The organism is Pseudomonas tructae (genome assembly GCF_004214895.1).
GTDB lineage: Bacteria > Pseudomonadota > Gammaproteobacteria > Pseudomonadales > Pseudomonadaceae > Aquipseudomonas > Aquipseudomonas tructae.
Map to the genome: position 1 here is coordinate 3604369 of NZ_CP035952.1, position 15326 is coordinate 3619694.

Genomic DNA, 15326 nt, shown 5'->3' on the forward strand with positions numbered 1-15326 from the left:
AATTCCTCAGTTGAAGGGGTCGTAATGGGATTGGTGCGAGCCGCCCTGCGATGGCTTGCACTGGAACCGCTGGCGGGCGAAGCGCCGCATCATGTACGCGTACCGAGAGGCCGACAGGACGTCGTCGTTCAGCTTGACGATCCGACCGCTCTCGTCGCGGTGGTAACTCATCTTCTCTTCGAAGAAATCGCTCAGGTGGCTGAAGACCTTCCAGCGCCCGGTGGTCATGCGCTCGTACATCTCGACCAGGCCGGCCTCGACGCCGACGCCACCGTCAGGCCAGGTCGCATGCTCGGGCAACATTGCCCAGCCAGCATCGACATACGCGGCCTTCTGCTGCTCGCCGGATGACTTCTCCGACTGCAAGCCATCGCTCGGCCACGCCGTTGGCACATGCTGCGCCCAGGTCTTCACCGTGCCCCATGCCGTCACCGGGGTGGTGCGCGACTTCTTCCAGGCCTGGGCCACGTAGATCACGTCAGCCTCCATGTCGATCCAGAGCTGCACGTGCGCTTGCGGGTGATCCCACCCGAAGTCGATCGCGTTGATGACCCAGAAGTGGTCGGGACACGGGAACGGCGCGCATTTGATCTCGTCGTCGCCGAAGTCGAAGATCAGTCCGGTACCAAGCAATGGTTCGCCCCTTGTGCGCATGTCGCGCTGCCAGGCCGGGTATGCACTGAGCAACTCGGCCTTGATTTTCTCGGTGAGGTGCGGCGCATCAGCCCAGGTGGCGCGCTGCATGTATTGGCCTTCGCCCGGGTCGTCCATGAACTTGACGACCAGTTCGGTGCGTCCGTTCTCCGGGGTGAAGGTGAGGATCCCGCGCCCGCCTCGTCCACGGTCGCCTGTGGCGGTCCGCGTGATGACCTGCGGGTAGATCTTCGGATCCCGGGGCTCTTCGTCGATGTGATACCAATCGACGCTGTCGCCCATGATTGCGTGCTGGCCCTGGCTGTAGGACCAGAACTGCACCGTGGAGGTACTGCCATTGGCATGGCTGACGCGGACCTCGCGCATTGCGCCGGAGGTGCCGGTTGCCGATAGGTGCCCAACAATGCGATCAGCCGGGACCAGGCCACCGGCCCACTTCCCCTGCTCGAAATTGCCGAACAATGGCTTCTGGAGCAGGTCCCGGGTCTTCTCCATCGAGTAGCCCAGGAGCCAGCACAGCGGTGCATGATCGAACCGATGCCCCTCCCAGTCGTCCGGGTAGTCGCCCAGCAGGTGCATGGCATCGATGGTGAGGCCGGTCATGGTCTTGCCGACCCGGTTCGCCGCCATGAGCATGCATGCCGAATGATCGGCGGTGGCCTTGATGAACTTCCGCTGCCACGCGTACAGCGATTCGAACTGAATCAGGTGTCTACGCTGAGCCTCCCGACGCGCCTTCTCTTCAAGCAGTTCCAGGAGCGCGAGCTTGTCAGCCCTGCTCCCGTGAAAGCTTGGCGATTTGGCGATCAAGTTCATCGTCCGTCAGATCCGTCAGGTTGATATTGCCGGAGTGCTCGACGCGCTCCCTGAACGCGTTCACGCTGACGTGCTTACCGATCAACTCCAGAGCCCGGAGCTTGTCGTGGAACTTGACCTTGCCGGTCTTCATGTCCACTTCCTTCACCATCTGGCGCCAGATCGGCGGCCACTGCTTGATCGGCATGATCTTGCCGTCGTCGTCGTGGATGTCGGCCAGATCCAACTGATCGATCTGCAGGAGCCGCTGCAGCACGTAGTCCGCATCAGCCTTCAGCCGCTCTGCTCGCTCAGCCAGGGCCCGTTCAATGGCCGCCTTGATCTCTGGCTTCTTCATGAGCTGATACGCCTGCTCCCTTGCGCGCGCCGGGGCATAACCGGCCCTGATAGCGGCCTGAGTGGCGTTCAGGTCGACGAGGTACTCGACAACGAAACGCTGCTGCTTTGCTGTCAGGGCCATGGGGATTACTCGCTACCAGCTTCTGGCGAGGCTGCAACCTGCGCAGACATGCGCATCCAGCTGAACACCGGGAACATGGCCACAGCCTTGCCGCCATCGACCAGCAGGGTCAGCCCGTTGGAGTCACGGACATGGGTCACTGCCTCGATCAGGTGCAGCACGCCGTCTGGGGTGCTGACTTCGTAGGAGGTCATGGTCATTTCGAAGCCCTCAGGGAATCGTAGGAACGTTCGCAGGCGAATCCGGCCCGGCGACTTGCGTCAAGCGCTGCTGCCAGTTCTCCCGCATGGTTGTCAGCCTCTGTGCGCAGCTGGGCGAGCAGATCGACAAGGTCGTCGATTGTCTTGCCTCTGGCGGCAAGGCGGGCGCGGAGGGCGGCGCGGTCGGCGAGCAGCTGGGCTTGTTGCTTGCGCAGGCTGTCACCCACAGCACGCAGCTCAGCAGCGCGAGCATCGTCATTCGCTTTCTGGTTGGCTGCATCGGTACGCACCTGGTCAATGTCTCGTTGGCGTTGCTGTTCGATCTGGCGGGCCTGCTCGCTCGCCTGGGCCGCTTCCCGCTCGACGCCGGCGACGTACCCGGCATGATCGGCACGGGCGCCGGCCATTCGAATCGTCTGCGCGCCCAGCAGGACCAGCGCCACGGCCAGGGCGGCGAGCAGGTAGCGGTTCATGCACTTACTCGACCGGAGCCTGAGCAGGCAGCTGCCGCTGGTGCAGGCGCTCCTTCAGTTCGTAGCCCATGAGCGGCCAGAGCTTGGCGACGGCGTTGTCGCGGGCGATCTTGCGGCCAATCTCGGCGTCGAAGTTCTCCGGACTGGCGCAGGCACTTTCCCCGGTGACGGTGAAACCGTTGCGCAGCACCAGAACACAGAAGGTCAGCAGGTCCAGGGCAGCTGGGGTTGCCTGCCACTCAGGACCACGAGTGATACCAACCAAAGCCTCGGTGGCGGTGAAGTAATGCTCACTGGCGATATTGGCTTGGAGGTCGGCGGGGGTGACGCGCGGCGCGGTCAGGCCCTTGGCCTGGATTTCCAGTTCGATTGCTTGGTCAGTCACGGGGATTGCCTCGGTGGTGGTGGAACTCATCGCGCATACCAGGTCATCTGGTAGCAGCGTGCGTCAGCGGGGATCTTGGACATGGGCCAGCGCAGGCAGTCCATGTGCTTGCGCTCCGGCCTGGTACTGCTCACCCGGAGCGTCTGGACCAGGTATGCAGACCCGGCGGCGGTGGTGATGTAGTCACCGACCTGGATGCCTTCGGCGCCGTCGACGTAGAGCTTGCATGGCGTGTATGGCTGTCTGCGGCTCATGCCAGCGCCCTTCGGACACCTTCAGAGATCACGGCATCACTGTAGGGATTGCCGCCGTTCTCATGGGCAATGATTGCGACCACGAAGCCCTTCAGCACTGCCGGGTCGGTGAGTTTGATCGTGGCGCCAGGCTTACTGCCGATCCGGGATTCAACGGAGCGAACGTAGGCGGCGGTGTCGTTCTCATTGCTCGGCGCCCAGCGGGCGATGATCTTGGCAACCGTGTTCAGGCCATAAACCCGCTGGTAGGTCTGGAGCAGTTTGCCCAGGGCGCGGATGCCATTCTCTGGAGTGTCGAAGCGAGCGAATCGCGGCTTGTCGACGCCCTGCTCGATGCCGAGTTGCCCTGACCACTTGTTGGACGGGCTGTAGTCGATGTTGCCCGGGTTGTTGTTCCGGATGCCGCGCGGGGTGCTCATTGATCGGCTCCCTTGGTTGGCAGCTTGAATGCCGCGAACCGGTCGGCCAGGTCGGCGATCTTCTTCACACCAATGAAGCCAATGCCGCCACCGAGGCCGGCAGCCAGATTCTGTGGAAACCCAAAGTACTCCAGCAGCGGGAATGCCCCGGCAGTAAGTAACGTGCAGAGGGAAGCCTCCAGGGCTGCCTGCCTGCGCGTGCCGCCGCCGTAGATGATCCGCAGTGCGGCCATCACGAACGAAAGGCAGCCGGCGTAGATCAGCGGCGCATGCTGGCTCAACCACGCAAGGGCTATCGCCCAGGTGTCTGGTTTATCTGGCATGTTTGGCATTCTCGATATCCCCTCTCCGGGGCAGAAACAACAAACCCCGCTCGAGGGCGGGGTCTGGGTGATTAGATGAGCAACAAAAAACCCGCTCAATGGCGGGTTTCTGTGCTTTGTCCGTAGCTCTGGACAGTGGTTAAAAGGTATCAAAACACTCGACAAATCGTCAAGCGACCCGCTTTTGCACGTCGCCGATGCGGTGCCGCTGGTTCCAGTACTCGGCCACCCGGTCGGAGAACTGGGCGTGCCGCGCCTGGTTCTCGATGATGTCACTGCCCCACTCTTCCCGGTATGCCCTGGTGTAATCACGCATACGGGCGAACCAATGGCGTAGCGCCTGTTCATGCATGGCATTCAGGCGCGCGCGCAACCGCAGTATGCAGGGCTCACGTCGCTCGGCGTAGGCCTGGCCACGCGCATCAGCCACTTCCTCCCTATCGAGCACATCCCAGCGGCAATCACCTGGAACATGGCGGCGCTCTTTCAGCCTGGCAACCACCGCAGCCACCGGCCTGAGCGCCTGGGCATCGAGGCTGTCACAGGTCTTCGCCAAAACCTCCCAAACGGCTGACCAGTCCCTGGCCCATTGGCTGACAGTGATCGTCGCGCCGTACCAGTCGTAGACGAATTCGGAAATGCGGCCAGGCCCCCAGGCCTCGCGACCAGACACCGAGGCCTGATGACTGCGGATCGCCGCCAGAGCCATCCAGTATGCAGCCTCCCGGCGCCTGACCGGGATCTTCTCAATGTCCGCCGTGAACCAAACCAGCGCGTGGGCGATGTTCAGGTCCTGCCCACCAGCGATGGGCGAATACAGCGCGTGCCCGAAGTGCTGCAGGGGCTTGGGTAGCGTGCCTATTGCCTTCTGCACCAGGCCGGCGGCGAGCATGTGTGCGCACCGCCCGTTACTGTCGCGACCTGACGCCGTGGTCTCACCAAGGACGCGGCCTCGCTTGCCGAGCTTCACGCGCTCAGCAGCCACGGCCAGGACGGAATCACGATTCTCATGCAAGGCTTCGCGCCATGCTTGCCGTGCGCTGATCAGCTTCATACAACCCCCTTGCGTAGTTCTGCGTATTGCCCCATGCCTATCGACCCACCATCGCCAAACGCTCCACAACGTCGCTCATGTCGCGCAGGACGTAGAGCAACGCCTCTGGGCCGCCTGATGCCTCAGAGCGGCTCAGGAAGCGCCTGTAGCTCACCACGTGATCCACGCATACAGCGACGCGGCCTTGGGTGCTCCGCTGGACGTACCACACCGGTTTACTCATCACATAAACTCCCTGGTCTGGCGTTGTTTTCCGGTGCGCCGGGTGAACTCATTCCGCCTTGATACAGCCGTCAGGTAGCACTGTGGGCATGCAGAGTCAGGGGCTGCCTGGCCAATAGCCCTGGTGCGACGCAGCACATAGTTGCCGCAGGAACAGCGGCATACCCAGCGACCGCGCTTGTCGGCGCTCCAGCCGAGAACAGTGAGGCGACCGAATGAGGTCCCGGCCAGATCCTGCAAGTTCTCAGGCAGCAGCCCGACAGACAGCGGAGTGCTTGAGCACACTTCACTTTCCAGCGCCCGGTACTCAAAGGATTCGCCACGGCAGACGACCCTAGCGGCGGTCGCGTTGATTGGACTTTCAAATCCAGGCTTCATGCGACCTCCTGCAGGCGTGGAACGACGTTGACGTGAACGCCTGGCACTTCGCCGTAGCGCTTGCGGACGATTGCATCGACGACCTGGACGTCATCCTTCCAGACCACGCCGTTGAGCCCGTCGTAAATGGCCTTGATGACGTTATCCATGTCGGGCTTCTTGGTCGGGAAGATCTCGCCGGCCAGCGCCTGGGCCTGACGCTTCTTCGGCATGGACTTCGGGATGCCCAGCACGATGCGCATCTCGACCATAACTGGACCTTCCAGCAATGCGCGTCCGGCCATGGCCTCGGTGCCAACCATTGCGATCAAGCCTTCGTAGCTGATCGAGCGCTTGGTCGAGTGCATGCGAGTGACGCCGTGCATTGTGCTAAGCCTCGGCCTGCCCTTCCCTACGGCTTCGCCCGGGACGAAAAACTTCAAGCTCTCGACCTCACCCACGGCTCACCTCCCTGATCACGAACCCTGCGGCCTGACGGGTCTTTGCGCACTTGTCGTGGTCGCCCTTGTTCCGTGGCTTGTTGCACACGTCGCAGAAGATCGACATCGACTGCCGATTCAGCGGCTGGAAGCCCTTGGCGGGGCGTACCTGGGGTTCGTAGTTCATGCGGGCCTCCGGATGCCCATCTTGGCCAGCAGCAGAGCGCGTGCGGCCTTTGGGTCTGTTGGGATGTTCTGGGCGGTCATGACCTGGCCTTGGCGCCATTCGGCGTACTCCATGGCCAGTTCAAGCGCAGGTTTCTGTGAGTCATGGCCGATGCCGGTCGGGATCTTGCCGTCGAGCGGCTGGGCGTTCTGTGCCCGGCGCATGACGATTGCGTAGTTACGCTCGAACTGCTGGCGCAGGACCTTGCTAGTGGTCTTAGCCGACCTCAGCTCGTACGTGCCGGTGGCTTCTGCAGCGACGCGCACGGCTTCGTGGCTGTACTTGCCGGTCAGCGCCTCGATCCAGGCCTGGTCTGGAGGTGGCATGCCTGGCACGTGCAGGCATAGACCCCGGAAGACGTTCGCCACCGGGGGCCATTCGAACTCGATGGCGCGGTCGATCAGTACCTGTAGGCCATTGGCGAGCTGTTGGCCGGTGAGACCGCCGAGGATCTTCGCCCAGGCGTGGTCCTGGTCAGCTGATGCGCCGAAATTCGACGTCCAGCGGTGCCCGTACATCTCCGCCATCTTCAGCCAGAGCTTGTCCAGCAGCGGCTGGGGCAGCTTGTTCCCGCTGCTCTCGCTCTTCTCGTGCTGCGATTGAAGCTCGGACCTGACCGACAGCGGAATTATCTTGCCGCTGGCGTCCACCGCCTTGGCTGCCAGGGACTTGACCCCCGGGGCGTTTCTGATGGGCTTTTGCTTGAAGTGGTCTGGAATTTTCTGGTCCATACGGGTACCCCCCGGCCTGAGCCTGGCGAAGTTTGTGTTTCAGGGATTGGGCAAGCTGGTGCTCCCACTGGGCCTGCGACTGCTCCTTCTCGGGGCGTGCAATCCAGTACGAGCGGAATTCGTTGAGGGTTTCGTCGGGGACGCGCTTGGGGATGGCGTTGCGCAGTGCGGTGGCGTTCCAGGTCTTAGCCTCGGACTGCCAGCCGTCATGCATCGCGAAGTAGCCGCGCGCGGAGAGAGTAGTAGGGCTTTTACCGGATACCGGAGGTAGGTTGTTCCTCTCGGCTTCGGATGATTCTCCTACGGTTGCTGCTTCCTCTGCGTTAGAAGGCAAGTCACCGTATTCATTGGGTATTTCACTGTTTTGCTGTGGTTGTTCATCTGGTTTCTGCTCTGGTTGCTCCTTGGTTGCTCCTGTTTTGGACGGACCATCACTGGTTGCTAGCGGGAGCTGGAGCACCAGAGGACCCAGTGAGACCGTTAGGCCCAGGGTTTCCAGGCGCTTGAGAAGGGATCGAACCTTCTGGCGGGTGACTTCTGGCGGCGCGTGGCGACCAGGCAGAGGGGCGACGTAGAGAACCTCGCGCAACATCTGCTCGCTGATTCTACGTGATTTTCCAGCGATGCCAGTCCGGTAATCCATGACCTTGCGAATGGCGCAGTACAGCTTCAAGAGCTCGGCAGGCTCTTCGGCCAGCGCGCCCCACTCGTCGTCATTGATCTGGAAGGCAGCCATCGGTTCAGCCCTCTTCCAGCTGGTCCAGGCCCTGGACGTGTTCCATCCAGCGCTTTGAACCATGGATGAACATTTCGATGTCGCGCTCGTTGAAGCAGCGCATTTCGCTGGGCACGATCTTCAAATCGAGAACCGCCAGGATCTCTGCAAGCTCGCGGAACTTGTCCGGCTTCATCCGGCAGATCGTCGATTCGTCGCAACCCATTGCAACGGCCACCGGCTTCCCGCCAACCGATGCAAGGCGCGACAAGATGAAGTGCAGGTTCTTGCGGGCCCTTGCGGTCTGCTCCGGGTTTAATTGGGTCGTCGACATGATCAGGCCGCCACTTCATCGGCCCCGGCAAACCGCTCGGGGTAAAGGATGTGGATCTCAGTCAGTTCGCCTTCGAAAACCTGAACCAGCTTTTCAGCCAGTGCGGTGGATGCCTTCTGTTCGCCGCGCTCAACCCGGGATAGGTTTCCCGAATCGAGGCGGTCGCCCAGCGAAGCAACACGGGCCGTGACATCGGCCAGCGTCCACTTGCGGGACAGTCGTGCTCGTTTCAGAGGGGACATGGAATGTGCCTTCGTGGGTGGGTTCAGCTCAATTCTGCGCACAACGCAGATTACACGCAACAAAAATCTGCGCAGAGCGCTTTGCGCGGTGCGCAGCAAGGACAGAAAATCAACAAATGGACATCGGAAAAGAAATCAGAATTGCGCGAAAGGCCAAAGGCCTGACGCTGGAGGCGCTCGCCAACCAGGTCGACACCGACACTGGAAACTTGTCGCGACTTGAACGAGGCAAGCAAGGTGCTAGCCAAGAACTATTGAAAAGAATTATGGATGTTCTTGATTTAAGAATATCCACAATTAATCCATCGGAAGGCTCTGCAGTAGGATCATTACTTGGTGGCGCCGTCGGCTTTATGGTGCCTGCGATTGGTGGAATAGTTGGTGCATTAATTGATAAAGCCAACTCCACCCCTGGAGTTAAACAACCAAAAATCGCAACACCTCGACCATATCCAGTCCTGGAGTGGTCATTAATTTACAAGTGGTTCAGTGATCCTAGCTCTATTGACCTTGATGACATCGACGACTGGCTGCTTACGGTGCAGCCAGCAGGGGATTACGCTTTCTGGGTAAAGGTCAAGGGTGACGCCATGGCCAGCTATACTGCTCCAAGCTTCCCCAGTGGCTCGATGATACTTGTTCGGCCAATTGAGGCGGCAAAAAGTGGAAGCTTCTGTTTGGTCAAGCTTCCTGATAGTGACGAAATCACATTCAAACAGTATGTGGAAGATGCTGGTGTTCGGTACCTCCGATCTCTTAACGCCGGGTATCGCTCAATAGAGATTGATGATAGATACAAAATCATTGGAATTGTGATAGATACGAAAATGACCGGACTTTGAGGCGAGTAAAGAAATGATAGGGAAATTAAAAAAGCCCGTTTACTGGGTGACCATTTTGGTCATCGCTGGTTTGGCAAGTGCGATCGGTAAGGAAATCGGAGCCCAGCTCGGTAAGCCAAGTAATGATGAGCTGCTACGCAGCGCAACTGCACAGGCAATCAAGCAGATTAACGACCAGACTCCGAAAAAAGTTGATGAGCTGACCACCATGCTTCGGGCCGAATTGGGCGGCAGCCATGAGATGACGACATTCTTTGAGCTGGCGAACTATGACAGCTGGGGGGCATCTGCCGACCTGACAGCAGGAAAGTCCGCCGTGGTCAAATCATTGTGTGAGAATCCTCGAACCGTGAAAACAATGCGAATGGGGGCGAAATTTGGGTACGTATACCTAAAGGAAGACGGTACTGAGGTGTACCGGTTCAGGGTTAGTAAGGACGATTGTCCGTGACGAATCCGCCACCCCTCTAAACGAATCCCGCCGCTGAGCGGGATTTTTTTTTCGCCCGAAAGAAATTTTCTGCGCTTGACGCAGATTAAATTCTGCGCATAATGCAAATCACAAGTCTGCGCACAACGCAGATTTGTGGCAGCGATGGACCGGCCTCATGGTCCAGAGGGATGGCAACTGTCCCGGGCGTGCAGCGTAAAGCGCCAGAAGCAGTTTTCCAGCGGACAGGGTCGCGGCTGGAGAGAAGGAACCACCAGAAGATTTCACGTCAGCGCCTGTATCGGGCGCTTTCGGAAATCAACCGGAGAAGTGCCATGCACCTGAAAGACCAAGGCTTCAAGTTCTGCATCAGCCCGGATAAGCAGCAAGGCCGATGGCTGCACCCGACTGAGCTCAGAGTTCTGCACGCCGACTGGACCGACGTAACGGAGTGGCCAACCGAGCAGTTGATGGCCTACCTGATGCCTGCACCACAGCAACAGGATCTGTTCGCAGCATGACGCTTCCACTGGCAGCCCTTCCCGCGAGGGGCTGACGGGGAATCAACCATCGCCACTGGAGGCGACTCATGAACTACGAAATTGCAGTGGAAGGGGTCGTCCTCCGGGTGGAGGTGACTTCTTGCGTGAACATCAACCCGAGCTGGAACACGTGGAACAGCGACTGGGACCTCTACGGCACCCGAGAGCTGGAATGGCATGCGGTTTCCGGCGTCACCTACGACGATGACGGCGTGCCGATGGATGTGGAGGCCGAGCATCTGGCGGCGATCGCGCAAGCCAACACAGTCGCAATCGAGCGCGAGATCTGGTTCGAGATCGACAACCGGGGCGCCGGACGCAGGAGGGCAGCATGAACGTCAAGGCCGATGCCCTGGAAATCCTCGAAGACCGATTCACAAAGCTGGCGTCAGGTCCCAGTGATCAGCTTTACGGCGAGGTCGACATGGCGATTGAGATGTGCGGCCTGCTCGGCTTCATCAGCTTTTCCGAGCGTTCCCACTTCCAACTTCGCCGCGACCGAATCAAGCAGCGCGACGTCGACGAATTCTTGCTGCGTGAGGGCCTGTTGCCATGACCAGTAATCTCCGGGCGGTCATCGCCCCAACCATTCCCGGACTGATCAGAGCCCTGCAATCGCAGGGCTTTTCTTTGGTCGCGGACCTACCCGCCATCCGCATCCAGATTCGACGCGGAATGATCGTTGTGAGGTTTCCATGAGCATCAAGGCTCAACAGGCGACGGTTTACTACGCGCCAACAGCGGGTCGCCGGTTCTTCACCAGGTCGGCTGCGATCAACAAAGAAGCCCGGGCCATCATCAAGAAGCATTTCCCAGACGAGCCGGGGCACGACTGCAGCGAGGAAGCCTGCGGCTGGTGCCAGGATCCAGGCTGGAGCCTTGAGCATGACCAGCCCGAGCGATTCAAGCGCTACCACCGAATGCTGACCGGAGCGCTACGGCGAGCCAAGTCGTGACCACCCTCCAACGCCGGCGCCGCCACCTGATCTGGCGCGGCGCCTCAACTTCTCTTCTTGGCTGGTCCGGTTGGCTGCTGCTGATCGCTCTGGCTGACCTCATTACACGGTGAACAACATGAGCAAGCACACTCCGGGGCCTTGGGAGGTCCTGAACGGTTTACTGGTGTTCAGCGCGCTTGGCGCAGATAGCGGCGACGGTGTCAAGGCGACAACTTCCGATGGTTGGATGATTGCGGACTGCGGTGGCTGCGAGACCAATAGCGAAATTGGACCGGTTGAGCTTGGGCCGGGCGTGCTTCTCGCTAACGCCCGCCTGATCGCCGCCGCGCCGGAACTGTTGGTTGTCGCACAAGAGTTTCTTGAAGCGCTTGCCGAGCAAGGAATTCTTTGCGAATGCGGCGAGGCAGATTGCAGGACCACCCGAGCCCGCGCAGCCATCGCCAAGGCGCGGGGTGAGTCATGAAGCCCGGCTACTACACCGGACTGCCGAACGCCGACTACCACGGCGGCGACGGCATTTCGAAGACCCAGCTCGACATGATCGAGAAATGCCCGGCCCTGTTCCAGTGGGCCAAGGCGGCACCGGAAGACCCCGAGAACCAGGCTTCACTGACGGTTGGTGATGCCACCCACGCATTCCTGTTGGAGCCCGAGCGCTACGCCCGGGAGTTCGCGGTGGGTCCAGCCAACAGCCCGCGCAACACCACGGCAGGCAAGAAGAACTGGGCCGACTTCGAAGCCGGGCTCACCGACCAGCGCGTGCTGATGCCCGACGAAGGCCGGAAGATCGCCCTGATGCGCGAAAGCGCGATGGCCCACCCGCATGCCCGGTGGTTGCTGGAGGCTGCTGGTGACGTTGAGGCCAGCATCTACTGGCAGGACCCCGAGCAAGACGTGCTGTGCCGCTGCCGGCCAGACAAGCTGATACCTGAGTTCGGTTGGGTCCTGGACGTGAAGACGACCGCCGACATGAAGAAGTTCGAGCGCTCGATCTACGACTACCGCTATCACGTGCAGGACCCGTTCTACAGCGACGGCTACGCCGCGCACTTCGGCGAGCAGCCACAGGCCTTCGTGTTCCTTGTCGTCAGCACCAGCATCGAGTGCGGCAAGTACCCAGTGCGCCTGTTCGTGCTGGATGCCGAGGCCAAGGCCGTAGGCCGCGAAGCCTACAAGCGGAACCTCTCCACCTACGCCGACTGCCTCCGATCCGGGGAGTGGTCCGGCATCGAAACCCTCTCTCTGCCCTACTGGGCCAAGGATCGCCAATGAGCACCGCCAACGCTCCATTTTCCCAGACCGACATGCAGCAGACCGGCGGAGCCCGACAGCTTTCCCCGGTGGCTCAGCTCGGCAACTTCATGGACAAGCTCAAGGGCCAGATGGCCTTGGCTCTCCCGAAGCACCTTACCGCAGACCGCATGACCCGCCTCGCCCTGACCGCTTTCAGTACGTCGCAGCAGCTGCAGCGTTGCAGCCACCAGAGCATTGCCGCCTCGATCATGACCGCCGCCCAGCTCGGCCTGGAGCCTGGCGTGAACGGCGCCGGCTTCCTGATCCCATACGGCCAGACCTGCACCTTCGTGCCTGGCTGGAAGGGCTTGGTGGACCTGGTTGCCCGAAGTGGTCGCGGCACCGTCTACACCGGCGTGATCTTCAAGGACCAGCAGTACACGTTCACCGACGGCGCGCGCCGCGACTTGGTGATCCACAACGAAACCGACATGGACGAAGCGACTGACATCACGCACGCCTTCGCCATCGGCTGGGTCCAGGGCGCAAGCATGCCGATCATCGAACTGTGGACGGCTGGGAAGATCACGAAGCATCGCGACAAATACAACAAGGTCGGCAAGAAGCACTACAGCTTCCGCGACTGGGAAATGTACTGCCGCAAGATCCCGCTCCTGCAGGTCCTCAAGTACATGCCGTGCTCGGTGGAGGTCTCCAACGCCATCGCGGTCAGCCATGCAGCAGAGCAAGGTCGCGGCGTCACCATCGAGGGCGGCATCGTGATCGACGGCGACGACCTGCCGGATCAGCAGCCGGAGCCCGTGGCAACTGATGTCGAGGTTGTTGATACCGGAACCGGCGAAATCAGCCAGGCAGCCTCCACCGACTACGGCTCCCAGCGCGAGTAACCGCCATGGCAAGCCAAACCGTGGAAGAACTGTACGACCGAATCGAAGAGTTCCAGGCCCTGCTGGCTGCTGCGGCTCTCCATGCCGCGAATGCCTGGGAAGAGGAATTCGTCGAAAACCTGCAGGGCCACTTCCGGCGTCACGGCCCGCGCACCATGCTCAGCCCACACCAGCAGCAGAGGCTGGAACAAATCGGAAAACACTGAGAATTCACTATGAAACCAGAAATGATCACCCTGAAACACGGCGACACCACGATCAAGATGCCGGCGTCTTCCCTGGCAAAACTGGCAGTCGCCAGCGTGTTCGCCCAGGTTCTACCGCCAGCGGCTAATGTGACTCCGATTTCCTCGGTTGACATTCCTACTGTCGGCCAACCATGGCCAGGCCAAGGAGGGATCAACGGCGGCCTGGTCGCTGCTCGCGGTGATGTACCGGAGCACTATCTGATCATTGCCGCCAAAGATATCGGCGACCACGCATGGGGCGGCTACCGGGAAGAATCGAAGGCGACCAGTAAGACCGATGGCAAGGCCAATACCGAGTGGCTGTGCAACGAAGAAACCGAGCATCCCGCAGCCAATTCCTGTGCCGAGCACCAGGCGGACGGCCATCACGACTTCTACCTACCTGCCGCAGCTGAGCTCTATCACTGCTGGGTGAATTGCCCCGAGGTGTTCGCCCAGGACCGCTACTACTGGTCATCCTCGCAGCGCTCCGCCGACTACGCATTCTTCATGGACTTCGGTGGTGGCAATCAGTACTACGGCGGCAAGAACCTCGAGCTCCGCGTCCGCGCCGTCCGCAGGTTGTTCATTTAATCCTTCATTCATTCGAGCAGAGGCGCAATAGCGCCTTTTTTGTTGCCTTCAAAAAGGAGCAGCACATGAGCGCAGTAGAGAAAGCGGCACCTGCAGTACAACTTCCCGAGATTGGCCAGCCATTCGGCGGCGGCTTCTTCTCCGGCATCACCATCGAGAACGGCCAGCGCTTCGCCAACATCACTGCCGGTGCTGCGCATGAACTGGTAGGCGAATGGGGCGAGTACGGCGAGAAGATCGAAGGCGCCGACAGCTTCACCGACAGCCGCAGTAATACCGAGGCCATGGCTGCCAGCGGCAGCGAGCTGGCGCAGAAGGTCCTGTCCCTGGACATCGGTGGCTTCACCGACTGGGCGATCCCGGCGCGTGACGTGCAGGAGCTGCAATATCGCCACTTCAAGCCGACCAGCCGTGAGAACTACTGCTGGAGCCGAGATGGCGACAACCCCAACAGCCTACCTGTTGGCCTGATGTACACCGAAGAGTCGCCACGCAAGACCCAGGTACCGGGCTTTGCTGAGGGCGAACCTGAAGCCTTCCAAGACCGCCGGTACTGGTCATCCTCGCAGCGCTCCGCCTACTACGCATTCTGCATGGACTTCGATGTTGGCTATCAGTACAGCGACGGCAAGTTCAACGAGCTCCGCGTCCGCGCCGTCCGCAGGTCGCTTATCGATTAATTTGCTTATTCATTCCGGCCGTTCGCGGCCGGTTGCTCAAGGAGGAGCAACGTCATGGCAATGCACACTGATTTATCGATCTACAAATCATCAATTGGCCTGCTGCAGATGGCCATGAATCTGACCCGGAACATCCCCCGAGAGCTCAAGCAGTCAGTCAGCAAGCGGGTGATCGATGAGTGCATCGATGTTTTGGTGCTCATCGCCCGGGCCAATTCAGCACAAGACAAGCGTCCTCACCTGACGCTGTTGGTTGAAAAGGTGCAGGTGATTGAGTTCCTGATGCGGATATTCAAGGAAAGTCGATTCATCAGCGTGCCGCAGCATGCCAAGACGATGGAGGTCACCACCTCAATCGGCAAACAGGCCAACGCCTGGAAACGTTCCACCCCAACCGCGCCCGCTACCTGAGAGTTACGGCTTTCTGGTCTGTGCGAATTGAACCTGGTCGTGCCGCTGATCTGTGATCACCGCCATGCGCATCCTGGACACCGCCGGTCTAAAGCGTCCGTGTAGGTCCAGCGCAGTTTGCCCGCTGAAGATTCGGCAGGCCGACGTAGATAGCACGACAGGTCGCAGCGCTCCGCCAACAACGCATTCAACATG

28 protein-coding genes are annotated in these 15326 nt (G+C 60.4%); 12 read left to right on the plus strand and 16 right to left on the minus strand.

All coding sequences use genetic code 11. From position 1 onward, the window contains the following. Positions 1-6: 6 nt before the first annotated feature. The 15 genes from EXN22_RS16250 to EXN22_RS16315 form a co-directional block, all read right to left on the minus strand. On the minus strand, positions 7-1470 hold the full coding sequence (locus tag EXN22_RS16250; protein ID WP_130265028.1) for a phage terminase large subunit family protein: 1464 nt from the start codon (positions 1468-1470) through the stop codon (positions 7-9). Further along, positions 1424-1930, minus strand: a complete 507-nt coding sequence (locus EXN22_RS16255; RefSeq protein WP_130265029.1) for a terminase small subunit — start codon at positions 1928-1930, stop codon at positions 1424-1426. Before EXN22_RS16255 ends, EXN22_RS16250 begins: the two co-directional genes overlap by 47 nt. A gap of 5 nt (positions 1931-1935) precedes the next feature. After that, on the minus strand, positions 1936-2130 hold the full coding sequence (locus tag EXN22_RS16260; RefSeq protein WP_130265030.1) for a hypothetical protein: 195 nt from the start codon (positions 2128-2130) through the stop codon (positions 1936-1938). After that, positions 2127-2603 (minus strand): DUF2514 family protein, encoded by a 477-nt coding sequence (locus EXN22_RS16265; protein ID WP_130265031.1) that lies wholly within the window; start codon positions 2601-2603, stop codon positions 2127-2129. Before EXN22_RS16265 ends, EXN22_RS16260 begins: the two co-directional genes overlap by 4 nt. 4 nt (positions 2604-2607) lie before the next feature. Further along, positions 2608-2988: a Gp49 family protein gene (locus tag EXN22_RS16270; protein ID WP_130265032.1), complete on the minus strand. Its 381-nt coding sequence runs from the start codon at positions 2986-2988 to the stop codon at positions 2608-2610. 26 nt (positions 2989-3014) lie between these two features. Further along, a complete protein-coding gene (locus tag EXN22_RS16275; protein ID WP_130265033.1) occupies positions 3015-3242 on the minus strand; it encodes a hypothetical protein in 228 nt (75 codons plus the stop codon). Beyond that, complete coding sequence (locus tag EXN22_RS16280; RefSeq protein WP_130265034.1) at positions 3239-3661, minus strand: structural protein; 423 nt, start codon at positions 3659-3661, stop codon at positions 3239-3241. The genes EXN22_RS16275 and EXN22_RS16280 overlap by 4 nt, the downstream gene beginning before the upstream one ends. Continuing rightward, positions 3658-3993 carry a phage holin, lambda family gene (locus tag EXN22_RS16285; protein WP_130265035.1) on the minus strand — a complete coding sequence of 112 codons (336 nt, stop codon included), beginning with the start codon at positions 3991-3993 and terminating at the stop codon, positions 3658-3660. The genes EXN22_RS16280 and EXN22_RS16285 overlap by 4 nt, the downstream gene beginning before the upstream one ends. Positions 3994-4153: 160 nt before the next feature. Further along, on the minus strand, positions 4154-5038 hold the full coding sequence (locus EXN22_RS16290; RefSeq protein ID WP_130265036.1) for a hypothetical protein: 885 nt from the start codon (positions 5036-5038) through the stop codon (positions 4154-4156). 596 nt (positions 5039-5634) lie between these two features. Next, entirely contained in the window at positions 5635-6078 is a 444-nt protein-coding gene (locus tag EXN22_RS16295; protein WP_130265037.1) for a RusA family crossover junction endodeoxyribonuclease, read from the minus strand. Beyond that, positions 6071-6244, minus strand: coding sequence for a hypothetical protein (locus EXN22_RS26195; RefSeq protein ID WP_165392222.1), 174 nt, complete (start codon positions 6242-6244; stop codon positions 6071-6073). Before EXN22_RS26195 ends, EXN22_RS16295 begins: the two co-directional genes overlap by 8 nt. Further along, a complete protein-coding gene (locus EXN22_RS26405) occupies positions 6241-6609 on the minus strand; it encodes a hypothetical protein (protein ID WP_233281641.1) in 369 nt (122 codons plus the stop codon). Before EXN22_RS26405 ends, EXN22_RS26195 begins: the two co-directional genes overlap by 4 nt. 148 nt (positions 6610-6757) lie before the next feature. Then, the gene (locus EXN22_RS16305) at positions 6758-7750 is read right to left on the minus strand and encodes a DnaT-like ssDNA-binding domain-containing protein (protein ID WP_130265039.1); all 993 of its coding nucleotides are present in this window, start codon (positions 7748-7750) and stop codon (positions 6758-6760) included. Positions 7751-7754: 4 nt separating this feature from the next. After that, on the minus strand, positions 7755-8063 hold the full coding sequence (locus EXN22_RS16310; RefSeq protein ID WP_130265040.1) for a CII family transcriptional regulator: 309 nt from the start codon (positions 8061-8063) through the stop codon (positions 7755-7757). Positions 8064-8065: 2 nt separating this feature from the next. Next, a complete protein-coding gene (locus EXN22_RS16315; protein ID WP_130265041.1) occupies positions 8066-8305 on the minus strand; it encodes a helix-turn-helix domain-containing protein in 240 nt (79 codons plus the stop codon). A 116-nt stretch (positions 8306-8421) separates the two neighbouring features. Between EXN22_RS16315 and EXN22_RS16320 the strand changes: the two genes are divergently transcribed. The 9 genes from EXN22_RS16320 (at position 8422) to EXN22_RS16360 (ending at position 13219) form a co-directional block, all read left to right on the plus strand. Further along, the gene (locus EXN22_RS16320; protein WP_130265042.1) at positions 8422-9147 is read left to right on the plus strand and encodes a helix-turn-helix domain-containing protein; all 726 of its coding nucleotides are present in this window, start codon (positions 8422-8424) and stop codon (positions 9145-9147) included. A 13-nt stretch (positions 9148-9160) separates the two neighbouring features. After that, positions 9161-9598 (plus strand): hypothetical protein, encoded by a 438-nt coding sequence (locus EXN22_RS16325; protein ID WP_130265043.1) that lies wholly within the window; start codon positions 9161-9163, stop codon positions 9596-9598. A 314-nt stretch (positions 9599-9912) separates the two neighbouring features. Further along, a complete protein-coding gene (locus tag EXN22_RS16330; RefSeq protein ID WP_130265044.1) occupies positions 9913-10098 on the plus strand; it encodes a hypothetical protein in 186 nt (61 codons plus the stop codon). Positions 10099-10166: 68 nt separating this feature from the next. Continuing rightward, the gene (locus EXN22_RS16335; protein ID WP_130265045.1) at positions 10167-10454 is read left to right on the plus strand and encodes a hypothetical protein; all 288 of its coding nucleotides are present in this window, start codon (positions 10167-10169) and stop codon (positions 10452-10454) included. After that, positions 10451-10675: a hypothetical protein gene (locus EXN22_RS16340; RefSeq protein ID WP_130265046.1), complete on the plus strand. Its 225-nt coding sequence runs from the start codon at positions 10451-10453 to the stop codon at positions 10673-10675. The genes EXN22_RS16335 and EXN22_RS16340 overlap by 4 nt, the downstream gene beginning before the upstream one ends. A 139-nt stretch (positions 10676-10814) precedes the next feature. Continuing rightward, the gene (locus EXN22_RS16345; RefSeq protein WP_130265047.1) at positions 10815-11075 is read left to right on the plus strand and encodes a hypothetical protein; all 261 of its coding nucleotides are present in this window, start codon (positions 10815-10817) and stop codon (positions 11073-11075) included. Positions 11076-11193: 118 nt separating this feature from the next. Continuing rightward, positions 11194-11541 (plus strand): hypothetical protein, encoded by a 348-nt coding sequence (locus EXN22_RS16350; RefSeq protein WP_130265048.1) that lies wholly within the window; start codon positions 11194-11196, stop codon positions 11539-11541. Next, a complete protein-coding gene (locus EXN22_RS16355; protein ID WP_130265049.1) occupies positions 11538-12350 on the plus strand; it encodes a PD-(D/E)XK nuclease-like domain-containing protein in 813 nt (270 codons plus the stop codon). The genes EXN22_RS16350 and EXN22_RS16355 overlap by 4 nt, the downstream gene beginning before the upstream one ends. Beyond that, positions 12347-13219: a recombinase RecT gene (locus EXN22_RS16360; protein ID WP_130265050.1), complete on the plus strand. Its 873-nt coding sequence runs from the start codon at positions 12347-12349 to the stop codon at positions 13217-13219. Before EXN22_RS16355 ends, EXN22_RS16360 begins: the two co-directional genes overlap by 4 nt. Here the strand turns inward: EXN22_RS16360 and EXN22_RS26200 are convergent. Further along, entirely contained in the window at positions 13198-13422 is a 225-nt protein-coding gene (locus tag EXN22_RS26200) for a hypothetical protein (protein ID WP_165392223.1), read from the minus strand. The genes EXN22_RS16360 and EXN22_RS26200 overlap by 22 nt on opposite strands. Positions 13423-13434: 12 nt before the next feature. Here EXN22_RS26200 and EXN22_RS16370 point away from each other — a divergent pair, with 12 nt between their 5' ends. The 3 genes from EXN22_RS16370 (at position 13435) to EXN22_RS16380 (ending at position 15131) form a co-directional block, all read left to right on the plus strand. Further along, positions 13435-14040, plus strand: coding sequence for a DUF1566 domain-containing protein (locus EXN22_RS16370; protein WP_130265052.1), 606 nt, complete (start codon positions 13435-13437; stop codon positions 14038-14040). Positions 14041-14105: 65 nt separating this feature from the next. Next, positions 14106-14720 carry a DUF1566 domain-containing protein gene (locus EXN22_RS16375; protein WP_130265053.1) on the plus strand — a complete coding sequence of 205 codons (615 nt, stop codon included), beginning with the start codon at positions 14106-14108 and terminating at the stop codon, positions 14718-14720. Positions 14721-14774: 54 nt separating this feature from the next. Then, positions 14775-15131 carry a four helix bundle protein gene (locus EXN22_RS16380; RefSeq protein WP_130265054.1) on the plus strand — a complete coding sequence of 119 codons (357 nt, stop codon included), beginning with the start codon at positions 14775-14777 and terminating at the stop codon, positions 15129-15131. The last annotated feature ends 195 nt before the right edge of the window (positions 15132-15326 follow it).

What these genes read in the sequence shown, in the direction of transcription:
- EXN22_RS16250 (WP_130265028.1), bottom strand. Translation starts at nt 1,470, where the DNA reads ATGAACTTGATCGCCAAATCGCCAAGCTTTCACGGGAGCAGGGCTGAC.
- EXN22_RS16255 (WP_130265029.1), bottom strand. Translation starts at nt 1,930, where the DNA reads ATGGCCCTGACAGCAAAGCAGCAGCGTTTCGTTGTCGAGTACCTCGTC.
- EXN22_RS16260 (WP_130265030.1), bottom strand. Translation starts at nt 2,130, where the DNA reads ATGACCATGACCTCCTACGAAGTCAGCACCCCAGACGGCGTGCTGCAC.
- EXN22_RS16265 (WP_130265031.1), bottom strand. Translation starts at nt 2,603, where the DNA reads ATGAACCGCTACCTGCTCGCCGCCCTGGCCGTGGCGCTGGTCCTGCTG.
- EXN22_RS16275 (WP_130265033.1), bottom strand. Translation starts at nt 3,242, where the DNA reads ATGAGCCGCAGACAGCCATACACGCCATGCAAGCTCTACGTCGACGGC.
- EXN22_RS16280 (WP_130265034.1), bottom strand. Translation starts at nt 3,661, where the DNA reads ATGAGCACCCCGCGCGGCATCCGGAACAACAACCCGGGCAACATCGAC.
- EXN22_RS16285 (WP_130265035.1), bottom strand. Translation starts at nt 3,993, where the DNA reads ATGCCAAACATGCCAGATAAACCAGACACCTGGGCGATAGCCCTTGCG.
- EXN22_RS16290 (WP_130265036.1), bottom strand. Translation starts at nt 5,038, where the DNA reads ATGAAGCTGATCAGCGCACGGCAAGCATGGCGCGAAGCCTTGCATGAG.
- EXN22_RS26195 (WP_165392222.1), bottom strand. Translation starts at nt 6,244, where the DNA reads ATGAACTACGAACCCCAGGTACGCCCCGCCAAGGGCTTCCAGCCGCTG.
- EXN22_RS26405 (WP_233281641.1), bottom strand. Translation starts at nt 6,609, where the DNA reads ATGCCACCTCCAGACCAGGCCTGGATCGAGGCGCTGACCGGCAAGTAC.
- EXN22_RS16305 (WP_130265039.1), bottom strand. Translation starts at nt 7,750, where the DNA reads ATGGCTGCCTTCCAGATCAATGACGACGAGTGGGGCGCGCTGGCCGAA.
- EXN22_RS16310 (WP_130265040.1), bottom strand. Translation starts at nt 8,063, where the DNA reads ATGTCGACGACCCAATTAAACCCGGAGCAGACCGCAAGGGCCCGCAAG.
- EXN22_RS16315 (WP_130265041.1), bottom strand. Translation starts at nt 8,305, where the DNA reads ATGTCCCCTCTGAAACGAGCACGACTGTCCCGCAAGTGGACGCTGGCC.
- EXN22_RS16320 (WP_130265042.1), top strand. Translation starts at nt 8,422, where the DNA reads ATGGACATCGGAAAAGAAATCAGAATTGCGCGAAAGGCCAAAGGCCTG.
- EXN22_RS16325 (WP_130265043.1), top strand. Translation starts at nt 9,161, where the DNA reads ATGATAGGGAAATTAAAAAAGCCCGTTTACTGGGTGACCATTTTGGTC.
- EXN22_RS16330 (WP_130265044.1), top strand. Translation starts at nt 9,913, where the DNA reads ATGCACCTGAAAGACCAAGGCTTCAAGTTCTGCATCAGCCCGGATAAG.
- EXN22_RS16335 (WP_130265045.1), top strand. Translation starts at nt 10,167, where the DNA reads ATGAACTACGAAATTGCAGTGGAAGGGGTCGTCCTCCGGGTGGAGGTG.
- EXN22_RS16340 (WP_130265046.1), top strand. Translation starts at nt 10,451, where the DNA reads ATGAACGTCAAGGCCGATGCCCTGGAAATCCTCGAAGACCGATTCACA.
- EXN22_RS16345 (WP_130265047.1), top strand. Translation starts at nt 10,815, where the DNA reads ATGAGCATCAAGGCTCAACAGGCGACGGTTTACTACGCGCCAACAGCG.
- EXN22_RS16350 (WP_130265048.1), top strand. Translation starts at nt 11,194, where the DNA reads ATGAGCAAGCACACTCCGGGGCCTTGGGAGGTCCTGAACGGTTTACTG.
- EXN22_RS16355 (WP_130265049.1), top strand. Translation starts at nt 11,538, where the DNA reads ATGAAGCCCGGCTACTACACCGGACTGCCGAACGCCGACTACCACGGC.
- EXN22_RS16360 (WP_130265050.1), top strand. Translation starts at nt 12,347, where the DNA reads ATGAGCACCGCCAACGCTCCATTTTCCCAGACCGACATGCAGCAGACC.
- EXN22_RS16370 (WP_130265052.1), top strand. Translation starts at nt 13,435, where the DNA reads ATGAAACCAGAAATGATCACCCTGAAACACGGCGACACCACGATCAAG.
- EXN22_RS16375 (WP_130265053.1), top strand. Translation starts at nt 14,106, where the DNA reads ATGAGCGCAGTAGAGAAAGCGGCACCTGCAGTACAACTTCCCGAGATT.
- EXN22_RS16380 (WP_130265054.1), top strand. Translation starts at nt 14,775, where the DNA reads ATGGCAATGCACACTGATTTATCGATCTACAAATCATCAATTGGCCTG.